This window comes from Rhodococcus sp. T2V (assembly GCF_029269925.1).
GTDB classification, from domain to species: domain Bacteria; phylum Actinomycetota; class Actinomycetes; order Mycobacteriales; family Mycobacteriaceae; genus Rhodococcus_F; species Rhodococcus_F koreensis.
Window position 1 is genome coordinate 1 of sequence record NZ_JARJBD010000174.1, and the last position, 9,278, is coordinate 9,278.

The window sequence follows — 9,278 nt, forward strand, 5'->3', positions numbered from 1 at the left end:
CCGCCACCGACCTGGTCGCCTGGGCGAAGCTGATCGGCTTCGGCGACCACCCGGAACTGGCCCGCTGCGAGATCGACACCTTCCGCTACCGGGTCTTGCACGTCGCGGCCCGCATCACCCGCGGCGCCCGGGCGGTCCGGGTTCGGATCGATTCGAGTTGGCAATGGGCCCAAGCGATCGCCGCAGCGTGGTATCGCATCCGCGCCGCCTTCACCTGACCGCGGCCTCCTGCTCCTACGACTAACGAAAGCCAACCCGGCCAGTGGAACCGGGCACCACCCGAGCGACATCGGGCGCGCCCTTATACCCACACACCAATATCTGTCCCGCACCAGCACATCCCAGCCGAAATCCACACCTCAGGCACACGGCACGAAAAATTGAGGCTAGCTGACACCGAATAGTTGTCGACGTCCGGAAACCAATTGTGGTGCAATATTTCTAATCCCCGGAATCAGCTGGACCGCTGGGTGCTGTCCCCGGCCGTCTGGACGGCGGACAATCACAGAATGAGACACGTGCCGGTCGGTCTGTTCTTGATGGGGAGTGTGGGCACCGGTCCGCGTTGGCCTCGTGGTGATCGCGTTGGCGTGCGTGTTTGCCAGTGCGGCGGTGCGTTTCGTGCAGGCGTCGCGTTGCGGAAATAGGCAACGAGCGGAACGCCCCTGACGGCGTGGGTGCGTCCTCCGGTGGGACCCTGCTGCCGGGTTCGCCGCCACCGGTCGATTTCCACCGACCTGACCGAGGTGTTCGTCGTTCTCGGTGAGACCATGCGCGAGCTGGGTGTCGGTGCGCTCATCCCGATCGACGAGCTGCAGGAGGCCACGGCCGAGGAGATGGCGGCGGTCAGCAACGCCATCCATCAGATCAGTCAGACCTCGCCGGTGTTGCCACTGTTCCTGGCCGGGGCGGGTCTGCCGTCGCTGTCGGCGCAGCTGGCCACCGGGAACAGTTACGCCGAGCGGCTCGATCAGTTCCGGGCCTTGTCGACCCTGAGCGAGCCGGACTCGCGGGCGGCGCTCGTGCCACCGGTCATCGAGCGGGACGCCGAATGGGACGAGCCAGTTGCGCCGCCGGCGCGGAGTGCACCCGCGCCTTCAGCCTCGGATGGCGAGCAGGCCGGAGCCGGCGCTGCGGCTGGCGCTGGACGCAGCCAACGGCTACCCCTATCTCCTGCAGGAGGCGGAAAGGCGGTGTGGAACAACGCCCTCCATTTCCTCGTGACGCACCAGTACGAACATGGCGTAGCGGAAGGCCCTCGAATGGGGGCGGGACGGCGCGGGCATCGGTGCTCTCGTGATCGGTCGAGCAGCCAGTGGCGTTCGGTATCGCACCCTCGTAGATATCGGTGTGCTGCACTTCGCGCTCCCCGTGGTTGTGGCTTGCACCGTGCTTGCGCGCGGTGCACAACGAGGCCGACGAAGAGCAGGAGAAGCTCCGTGTGGTCGCTGCGATGGACCATCAATAGTGTTTGTTCACCTGACGTTCCTTTCGCAGTACGGCGGTCTCGTAATTCCTCGATACCTTTCGGAGTTTGAATTCGGGTGTTCTCGAAATCTCGAGGACATACAACACTTCATCTCTGAAAGGGTCATCGCATGCGCCCCTACACCCTCGCGGCCGCGGGCATGCTCGGCATCGCCGTTCTCACCCTCACCGCCTGCCAGACCTCGGGCAATGTAGCGACATCCGTGGCGGACGCCCCCATCACAATTGCCACCCTCCCCAGCTCGGATGACCCGACCAAGGTCAATCCGATCGATGCGTTCGTCAAGATGCTCGAAGAGGAGACAGGCCGCGAGGTCGAGGTCACCGATGTGCCCGACTACCTCAGCGTCGTCGAGGCCATTCGAACAGACCACGTCGACATCGGCATCATGTCCGGGTTTCCCTCTGCTCTCGCGGTCAACACCGGTGAAGTGGACGCGCTTCTCGCCTGGAAGGGCAACGGAGAGCCGGTCTCCACCTGCGTCGTGAAGGCTGACTCGCCGATCAACACTGTCGAGGACTTGAAAGGCAAGACGGTCGCCTTCGCCGACCAGGCTTCGAGCTCCGGCTACTTCATGCCCGTCTACATGCTCCACGAGGCAGGGTTGGAGCAGGGGAAAGACTACACGTCGATCTTCGCCGGCGGTCACGAGGGCAGCTTTGCCGCACTCGAACAGGGCCAGGTGGATGCCGCCTGCACGGCGGTCGTACTGACCCAGAAGGGCGCACCCATCTTCCCGTTCGCAGCGGGTGAGTGGCGTGCGGTCGGACAGAGCCCCGCCATGGACGTCATGGGCACAGTCCTCTCCCGCCAGTCCCTCGACGACGAGACCCGCACCCTCCTCGAAGAGGCACTGCCGAAGGTGTTCTCCGAGGAGAACGCTGAGGCGCTCGGCGGACTTGGCTCCTTCACCGGGCTGGACGTCGTCATCGCCCCTGACCCGAGCATCTTCGCCTCTTTCGCCGAGATCGCGGCGATCGCCGGCGTTGAGCTGAAGGACCTCAAATGAGCACGGTCGCGAAGCAGCCGGAGAAGTCACATACCAACGCGCCCATCTTCTCTGAGCGCAGAACCATTCCCACGACCACCACTGGACACCGCCGGACGCTGTCCCTCGTCACCGTGCGCGATCTCCGCGTCGCTTACGACGCGGGGCCCGTGCTCGACGGCGTCGACCTCGACCTGTTCCCCGGGGAGATGGTGGCGCTCCTCGGAGCATCCGGATCAGGTAAGTCCACACTCATGAGAAGCCTCACCGGCTTTGCCCCCGTCTCGGGCGGATCCGTGGAGGTCGCCGGGCACGACGTCACCAACCTCGCCCGCGGCGAGCTGCGCGCCCTCCGCGCGGAGGTCGGGCAGGTGTTCCAACAGTTCAACCTCATCCCGCGGATGACCGTGCTGACCAACGTGCTCACCGGGGCGCTGCACGGGGCCGGTGCGATCAATCTCGTCGGCGGCTTCTCCGGCGCGCACCGGCGGCGGGCCCTCGAACTCCTCGATCGCGTGGGCATCGCGCACAAAGCCAAGGAATCGGCGCGCTCGCTCAGCGGCGGTCAGCAGCAGCGCGTGGCTATCGCGCGAGCCCTTATGCAGCAGCCGCGGGTGATTCTCGCCGACGAGCCGGTTGCGTCCCTCGACCCGAAACTCGCGGGCTCGGTGCTGGAACTCCTCCAGCAGATCGCGACGGAGGACGGCATCCCGGTGCTCGTGAGCCTGCACGTGTTGCCTCTGGCCCTTGCATATAGTTCCCGGATCGTCGGGCTGCGGCACGGGGAGATGATCGTGTCCGCGCGCACCGCCGATCTCGACGCCGAGAAGCTCTCGGTGCTCTACGACGACGAGGGGGACGACGATGACGACCTCCACGTCTGAACAGCGCACGAAGCGCGACGCACAGTCACTCCCTGCCGCGGAACGCGCCCGCATGGAGCAAGCCTTCTCCGTCCCGCGCACGCGCTTCCTCATCGGTATCCCGGTGGCGCTTCTCGTATTAATCTGGTCCGCCGGCGGCGTTGGGTTTGACTTCGTCAAGCTCGGCGAGGGCGCGGTGAATATGGAAGAGTTTCTCTCCCGGCTCTTCCCGCCGGACTTCTCGAAGATCGACGTCATCATCGAGCTCCTACTCGAGACTCTCCAGATGGCGATCGTCGGGACCGTGCTCGGTGCGCTGCTCTCACTGTTCGTCGCGTTCGCCGCCGCTACCAACATTGCGCCGACATGGTTGTACTATCCGGCCCGGTGGGTGATGAACATCATCCGCTCGGTGCCCGATCTCGTCTTCGCGCTCATGTTCGTCTCGGCAGTCGGGCTCGGTCCGTTCGCCGGCATCTTGGCGATGACTCTCGGGTCGCTTGGCTCGATCGGCAAGATCTTCGCCGAGGCGATGGAATCGGTCGATCCCGGACCGATCGTTGCCATGCAGGCGGTCGGCGCCTCCAAACGGCAGGTGGTCCAGTACGGAATTCTCCCGCAGGCCGCTCCGATGCTCGTCTCATACACGCTGCTGCTGTTCGAGGGAAACGTGCGCGGCGCGACCATCCTCGGCCTCGTCGGAGCCGGCGGCATCGGACTCGAACTCACCACGGCGATGCGGATGTACAACTACGGACATCTCAGCGCCATCATCATCTGCATCATCGTGCTCGTCACGGCAATCGACCAGGTCAGCGCCCTAATCCGAAAGAAAATCACATGAACATCACCCTCAGTGACCTCGCGCTCAGCGCCCCGGTCAACCTCCGAGACCTCGGCGGCATCCCGGTGAAGGGCGGAGTCCTCCGCGAAGGCGTCGCGATCCGCACCGACGACCTCGCGTACGTGACCGAAGAGGTCGCCGAGCAACTTACCTCCGACGGACTCACCGCCATCATCGATCTGCGCTCCCCCCTCGAGGTGTCCACGACCGGCCGGGGCACGCTCGCTGCATTTCCTGTCTCGTATCACCACCTGCCGCTCATCGCGAATGTGGCAGATACGATGGCGGAGGTCGGCCCCAACTTTCGGTCACGAGGCCATGGGAGAGATGTACGCACGTATGGTTGAAGGGTCCGCACCGCAGCTGGTGACGGCACTGAACGTCATTGCGTACACGCCAGGAGCCACGGCGTTTCACTGCGCGGCCGGCCGGGATCGGACGGGTGTGCTTGCAGCGATCCTTCTGCTCGCGCTCGGCGCAGACGACGACGCCATCGTCGCCGACTACGCCCGCACTGGCGACAACATGCCGGCGATCTTGGAGCGCACGCGTCCAGTGATGGGTGCGATGTGGAAGGCGCTCGGATTCGACCAGGACGCCCACGACACCCCCGCTCTGCTCGACGGTTCCATGGAAGTGTCGATGCGACTGCTGCTCGCGGTGCTACGCGAGCGCCACGGGGACGCTCTCGAGCCTTTGCGCGCCGCGGGGCTGGGCGACGATACCATCGCTCGGCTGCGGCACCGGGCGCTGGCCGAATGACGTCGGCCACTACCCGCGATTCGGAGGTTACTGTGCGCCCCGGTCCCGGCCGTCCTCGCGACGAGGCCCTCGACGAGCAGATCATCGAAGTCACACTCGCCCTCATCGACGCCGACGAAGAGGTGACCGTCTCGCGGATCGTCTCCCGCAGCGGCATCAGCAAGGCGGCTCTCTACCGTCGCTGGCCGTCACTGACCACTCTCATCGCCGCTGCACTCGACTTCGGACGCGTCGTACCGCCGACCATTCCCACGGACGGTGATCTGCGTGAAGCCGTCTTAGCCGCTATGTTCGGCGTACAGACTGAGGGAGCCGACTATTCTGAATTGCGGTTGCGACAGCGGATCCGCCTCGTCATGGCCGATCGAACGCTCCAGAAGGCGTACTGGGCATCGCACGTTGCACGCCGCCGAGCCCCTATGGAGTCGGCCCTCCGTGTCGGTATCGAGCGGGGCATCCTGCGCGCCGACCTCGATGTCGAGGCGTGTTTCGACGCCATGGCCGGCGCGGCGTATTACCAGACCGTGGTGCGCGGAGACAGCTTCGACAACCCGGAGACCATGATGCGTCTCCATGCTGCGTTCGAAGTTCTTTGGCGAGGAATGTTGACCTGACCCGGCCTGACGTGCGAGCCGCGCCAAGGAGCTGCTTTGTAACGAGTCCGGCGGCCGGATGGCCGCGGCCACGATCCGTAACCGATTGCGGCACCTGATGGACGTGGACGGTCGGCCCGACAACGGAGTGGTTCAGCCCGCACAGGATGCGTCGTGCCTGTGCCACCCACAACTACGAGCGCGGCGCGTGGACCTGCTTGCCATCCAACAACTTCTAGGACACTGGACGGTCGCGTCGACCATGCGGTACGTGCGCCAACCCTCGGGAATTGCATCGGACGGGAGAGTTTCCGCAGATCGCCTGATGACCGCGCCGACTGTGACAGTTTCGCGGGTAGGCACGACACGCCCACTGAGCTGGGGTGCTTGCCCGAAGGTTCCGACAGATGCGTGATTCTTCGCTGGCGGGTCGCAGCGGATCGGCGTCAGGAGGACCGGTCGGACCGACCTGGTCCGGTGGCTCACCGATCCCGCTGGTGGGGCCTACCGCTATGGAACCGGCACCTTCCTCCGATGGGCCATACCAGCGAACTTGCCACTACGCACCTGGGCCCGCTCTGCGCTGGCGCGGCCCGGTCAACTCGATCGACGGCGACAATTCGCCAGACCTTCTGGCCCGAAAGCTGCTGCACGACACCACTATCGACACCGCCCGCCGAGGAGAACAGCAAGAGAGACGGAGTGGTGGCGCCGATGGTGGCGTCGACCTTCGAGTGTGGCGACCAACGGGGCGGGCCAGGTCGTCGGCCGATTAGGAGGGGAGTCGATCGGTGTGCGGCGGAGGCCGATTCGGACGCCGTCGTTGGTTGATCGAGATCTGGTCGACGGTCAGTAGGCCCGATCGCGGATGGGCCTTGGGCGTAGCGAGCACGAGCAGACCGGCGAGGCGATCGGGCAGCCAGGCCGCCCGATCAGCACCGAACGACTGAAGCTGAGACTGAACACCGCTCGGCATCCGACCCAACCAGGCACGCAGCACCGCACTGTTCCGGGGAAGCATTCGGACAGTTGTGATATCTGACGTCACATTACGTCGGAAACGTTCATCGAAGACGCTCACCAACGCGCGATCTCGGCGGTGCTGACCGCGCTGACCGGACAGGAGTGAGCACGCAGATCAGGTGGAAACTCCGGATGGCCGCCCACCGCGAGGTCTGGATCGGCGCCCACCAGCAACGGTTGCCTGCGGAGAAGGCCGGATTGAAGCTGTCCTCGGCGTCGGTGTCGGCGTTGTTAATGCAACCACGTTCGAAGGCCGAATCACCCCGATTAAGAACTGATATGGACGCAGATTTGTCAAGAGGGCAGCAGGAGGCGGACGTCCAGGACCGTCGTCGAGGGACGTCCGCCTCGGGTGGCCCCGGATGAATCTGTTGGTTGGTGGCGAGCGTGTCGGTTGTCGACGCGTTGTCGAAGTCTGATATGCGCGGGTTGGCTACCGCAAAGACAGTTGTTCGGCTGGAGTGGATCGCTGGTCTAACCTCGAGCGTGATCCCAACGTGCAGTTGAGGATTGCTCATAGTTCTCTCGCGGGTCACTCCCAGGCGCTGTTGTCACCCAACCGTGTATCAACCGGGACGTTCGTGGGGGCCTTCGGCCCCCCGGTCCGTGCCCCCATCGGTCGTCGCCGAGGAGCGGGGGCAAGGTGGAGTCCCCGCAGCGCAAGCGAGGAGAACCGACCTTGCCGCCCGACGAGCAAACGACCAGAATGGCCCGCGACGGGGGGAAGGCCCCATGGGTCAGTCGTCGAGCACGGCCAACGACCAGCACCACCCGGCGAGCTCGCGGGCGATGGCGGTGTTCGCCGGCACGGGACGCTTGCGGCGGGCGTCGAACCCGGCCCAGCGCTCGTGCAGGCGCCGGTTGCCTCGTTGCCCGCGGGCTCGGGCCGCCGGTGAGGCCTTGTCCCAGCGGCGCCGCAGATCCACCCCGGCACGATAGGGCTGCCGGTGATGCCAGGCGGCCTCGATCAGCAATCGGCGCGCGTGCCCGTTGCCGGTCTTGGTGATCGCCCCCTGCGAGCGGGAGGCGCCCGAGGACGACTCGGTGGGCACCAGTCCCAGGTACGCGCCGATCGAGCGGCCGGTCAGCCGGTGCCAGTCCCCGATCTCGACCGCCAGCCCGAACGCGGTCAACGTGGACACCCCCCGCAGGCACCCGAGCCGGGTCGCCACCGGGGTGTAGGCGCTGTCGGCGGCCATCCGGGTGATCGCGGCATCCAAACGGTCGCGCCGGCCGACGGCGGCGAGCATGGTGTCGTACGCGGTCTCGTACGCCAACTGCAGACCGGGTTCATCGAAGTGCTGGCTGCGCAGCCAGGTGTCGTGCACCTGCGTCCACGCGTGCCCTCCGTAGTAGACGATCCCCTGCCGCAGAAGAAGTTTCGACAGCCTGTGCCGGGCCGCCATGAGATCCCGGCGGACGTCCTCACGCGCGCGCACCAGATCCCGGGCGGCCTCCTGCGCCACGCTCGGCACCGTGACCGAGGTGATCTGATCGAGGTGCAGCAATCTCGCCAGATGCCGTGCATCTCGCGCGTCGGTCTTGACCCGATCTCCGGACGGGCGCTGCAGCTTCGAGGGCGCGGCCACCAGACACTCGATGCCGACCGTGTCCAGGAAACGGGCCAGCCCGAACCCGGTGGGCCCGGCCTCGTACGTCGCCTTCACCGGATCCGGCAACGACCGGATCCACTCGAGTATGTCGCGATGATCGGGCGTCAATCGGCGCTCGAACAGCTCACCGGTCCGCCCGTCGAGGCCGCACGCGACGACCGATCGTGCGTGCACATCCAATCCGACACTGATCCGAAAATGGGGTGAGGGACGTGCGGTCGGAACACGTGCTCTGCTATCCACGTGAGGTGGTCTCACGAGGTTGCGATCGGGGTGGTTCGTATCAGGCTGCCGGGGTGCAGGCGACGTTGTAGCCCAGAGCCTCGAGTCCACGAATGTGATTGCGTTTCTTGGTCTCAGGGTTGATGCGACGGGTGTAGTGATCGGAACCGAGGTCTCGGAAGGTGGCCTGTTCGTCGGAGAGCAGATGCCAGACGACGACGAGAATGGAACGTCCGACCGCGACGATGGCGCGTTTCTTTCCCCGTTTCGCCAGGCGACGGTAGCGGGCACCGAGGAAGGTGTCGGTCTTCCGGGTGACCACGGCGGCCTCACCGAGAGCTCCGGCAAGGTATGCGTTGCCGTGCCCGGAGGAACTGTTGCCCGTGGTCTTCCCGGCCGACGAATTGATGCCAGGGGAGAATTTCGCCCAGGAGCACAGGTGCCCAGCGGTGGGGAACCTCGACATGTCGACCCCGACCTCGGCGATGATCGTCGCGGCGATCACCGCACCGACCCCCGGGATCTCATCGAGCCGGGCGGCCTCCGCCATGAAAGGCGCCAAATGCACCTCGATCTGCTCGTCGACGGCGGCGATGTCGGCGTCGAGGGTATCGATGCGGTTCAGCATCCGGGCCAACAGGAAACCGTGATGGTCATCGAAGTGCCCGTTGAGTGCCTCCTCGAGGCGGTCGATCTTGGTGCGCATCCGGGACCGCGCCTTCTGCGCCAGGATCTTCGGGTCGTGTTGTCCCGCGATCAGGGCGTCCATCATGTCCCGCCCGGAGACTCCGAAGATGTCGGAGGCGACGACGGAGAGTTTGATGCAGGCTTCTCTGAACTAAATGATCTTGACTTGTGCTGTTGAGCGGCGGTCTTCGTTG

Annotated in this window: 6 protein-coding genes and 4 pseudogenes; 8 read left to right on the forward strand and 2 right to left on the reverse strand. The window is 65.5% G+C overall.

Going from position 1 to position 9,278, the window contains the following annotated elements; translation table 11 throughout:
- From P3H15_RS51800 to P3H15_RS51835, 8 genes and pseudogenes are all read left to right on the forward strand, one after another.
- A pseudogene (locus tag P3H15_RS51800) lies at nt 1–218 on the forward strand (IS1380 family transposase); the annotation flags it as partial.
- Between the two features lie 1,380 nt (nt 219–1,598).
- A complete protein-coding gene (gene phnD / locus P3H15_RS51805; RefSeq protein WP_276144460.1) occupies nt 1,599–2,498 on the forward strand; it encodes a phosphate/phosphite/phosphonate ABC transporter substrate-binding protein in 900 nt (299 codons plus the stop codon).
- The gene (locus P3H15_RS51810) at nt 2,495–3,361 is read left to right on the forward strand and encodes a phosphonate ABC transporter ATP-binding protein (protein WP_276144461.1); all 867 of its coding nucleotides are present in this window, start codon (nt 2,495–2,497) and stop codon (nt 3,359–3,361) included. Before phnD ends, P3H15_RS51810 begins: the two co-directional genes overlap by 4 nt.
- Nucleotides 3,342–4,184 carry a phosphonate ABC transporter, permease protein PhnE gene (phnE, locus tag P3H15_RS51815; RefSeq protein ID WP_276144462.1) on the forward strand — a complete coding sequence of 281 codons (843 nt, stop codon included), beginning with the start codon at nt 3,342–3,344 and terminating at the stop codon, nt 4,182–4,184. The genes P3H15_RS51810 and phnE overlap by 20 nt, the downstream gene beginning before the upstream one ends.
- Nucleotides 4,181–4,946, forward strand: a pseudogene (locus P3H15_RS55655) (tyrosine-protein phosphatase). The gene phnE and the pseudogene P3H15_RS55655 overlap by 4 nt, the downstream one beginning before the upstream one ends.
- Nucleotides 4,943–5,560, forward strand: coding sequence for a TetR/AcrR family transcriptional regulator (locus P3H15_RS51830; protein WP_276144465.1), 618 nt, complete (start codon nt 4,943–4,945; stop codon nt 5,558–5,560). The pseudogene P3H15_RS55655 and the gene P3H15_RS51830 overlap by 4 nt, the downstream one beginning before the upstream one ends.
- A gap of 31 nt (nt 5,561–5,591) precedes the next feature.
- Nucleotides 5,592–5,816 (forward strand): annotated as a pseudogene (locus P3H15_RS55660) (tyrosine-type recombinase/integrase); the annotation flags it as partial.
- 878 nt (nt 5,817–6,694) lie between these two features.
- Nucleotides 6,695–6,793 (forward strand): annotated as a pseudogene (locus P3H15_RS51835) (XRE family transcriptional regulator); the annotation flags it as partial.
- 506 nt (nt 6,794–7,299) lie between these two features.
- Here the strand turns inward: P3H15_RS51835 and P3H15_RS51840 are convergent.
- Together P3H15_RS51840 and P3H15_RS51845 are read right to left on the reverse strand one after the other, a co-directional pair.
- Complete coding sequence (locus P3H15_RS51840; protein ID WP_276144466.1) at nt 7,300–8,349, reverse strand: IS110 family transposase; 1,050 nt, start codon at nt 8,347–8,349, stop codon at nt 7,300–7,302.
- A 109-nt stretch (nt 8,350–8,458) separates the two neighbouring features.
- A complete protein-coding gene (locus P3H15_RS51845) occupies nt 8,459–9,169 on the reverse strand; it encodes a transposase (protein WP_276144467.1) in 711 nt (236 codons plus the stop codon).
- Nucleotides 9,170–9,278: the final 109 nt, after the last annotated feature.